The sequence below is a fragment of the Frankia sp. Mgl5 genome, from assembly GCF_023242985.1.
In the GTDB taxonomy this organism is placed as follows: domain Bacteria; phylum Actinomycetota; class Actinomycetes; order Frankiales; family Frankiaceae; genus Parafrankia; species Parafrankia soli.
Map to the genome: position 1 here is coordinate 1 of NZ_JALKFY010000757.1, position 1,648 is coordinate 1,648.

2 protein-coding genes are annotated in these 1,648 nt (G+C 62.1%); both read right to left on the minus strand.

Going from position 1 to position 1,648, the window contains the following annotated elements; genetic code table 11:
- Nucleotides 1-68 precede the first annotated feature (68 nt).
- Nucleotides 69-305, minus strand: coding sequence for a hypothetical protein (locus tag MXD62_RS27430; protein ID WP_248832288.1), 237 nt, complete (start codon nt 303-305; stop codon nt 69-71).
- A 108-nt stretch (nt 306-413) separates the two neighbouring features.
- A partial coding sequence (locus MXD62_RS27435) for an ABC transporter permease (protein WP_248832289.1) occupies nt 414-1,648 on the minus strand: 1,235 nt, incomplete at its 5' end.

Genomic DNA, 1,648 nt, shown 5'->3' on the forward strand with positions numbered 1-1,648 from the left:
GACGCCGGGCCCGACCACCCGGCGCGGTCAGCCACGCCCGCCGCCGACCCAGCCCACACCGGAAATCCTCACCTCAGGAGGATACGCCGTCGGCTCGAGGTTCCTTCGTCCTTTTCGCCAAGCCGATGCGCCACCACCTGAGCGCCCGCCACACCCAGCGCCGGGGCCAACACGGATGTCAGCCAGGCCGGGGTGATCTCCTCGTAGCTGAGGGGCAGCTCGTCTGCTGACGACAGGGTGCGGTTGGCGGCCTGTTCGACCTCTAAGGCAAACTTCTTCTTGATTTCGTCAAAAGTGAATGCCACAACGAATCCTCAAGGTAGAGACGAATACGGGAAGCACCGGAACACCCAGGGCCCGACATATGTAGCGTTGCTACACGCGTGATAGGACAGCGGACCCGGTCACACTACTCAGGCACCTCTCCTGTGCAGCACGGTGGAGATGGCCACGGCAAGCACGAGAACGGCCCCGTTCACAATGTCCGTCCAGGTCGGTGCCAATCCGCCCAGAATGAGGCCCTGGCTGACCCACACGAGAAACACTCCACCAGCCAGCGCACCCCAGACCGTAAATCTTCCGACCGACAGGAGAACAGTCGAAAGAAATGAAGCAGCAAAGGCCGGGAGCAGGTAGGGGCCCGCGACGTTCGGCACCGCGACTCCCTGCATCGAGGCGAGGAACAGGCCAGACAGCGCTGAGAGCACGCCGCCCAGGACGAATGCTCGGATCACCGTGCCACGCACGGGTACGCCAGCAAGGGTCGCCGCAGCGCGATTCGACCCCACCGCCCGAAGGTAGCGTCCATAGCTGGTCATTTCCAGTAGTACCCAGAGCGCAAACGTGACCGCAATCAGAACCGCAACCAGCACGGAGACCTGTCTGGCGAGGGAGTAAAGATCGAACACGAAGACCAGGACAAGCGCCGCGGCGACGACAATCGCCAACCGAACACCCATCCACGCGCGATCACCGGTAGATTTCGGCCTGACTTTTTTCAGAGCGACAAACAGACGGGCGCCGATCAGGACAAGGGCCGGTAACGTAAGCCACAACGGGCACTTCTCGGTGAACAGGCCAGCGTTGACAAACCAGTGCGGCAGATGCGGATCTGCCGGCGTCGGCGTGATCTGCGCGCCGCCGGAGTACACCTCGGAGATGTCGAGCATCGCGCCGCCGGTGCCAAGCGTCGCGATGAACGTGTTGACGTGCAGGACCTCGACGAGCACACCGTTTATAAGTCCACCGCCGACGCCCACCGCCAGACAGATCAACAAGATCAGGAAGAAGGGGAGGTCCTCCTTCGTCCGAAGACCGATCGCGAGGAACATCGTAAGCGTGGCCATGGACGCGACGGAAAGATCGAACAAGCCTGCGATCAACGTCACGAGGGCAGCAAGAGAAAGCAGCAGGACCGAGGCGTTCTGGTGTATGTCAAGGATGCGCGCGCTCTTGTTGAGGAAGGTCGAGCCGAGCCAGACGGTGTAGATCGCGAATATGACGATGAAGGCGATGAAGCTTATCGACCTTGAATTTGCAGGGTGACCTTCGGCTCGTGGGGTAGTCCGCGTGTATGAGGTATCCCGATGGCGGCGGGTTGACGGATGCCGGCCGGGCCCGCCGTGAACAGGTCCGTTTGCGGGCCGCG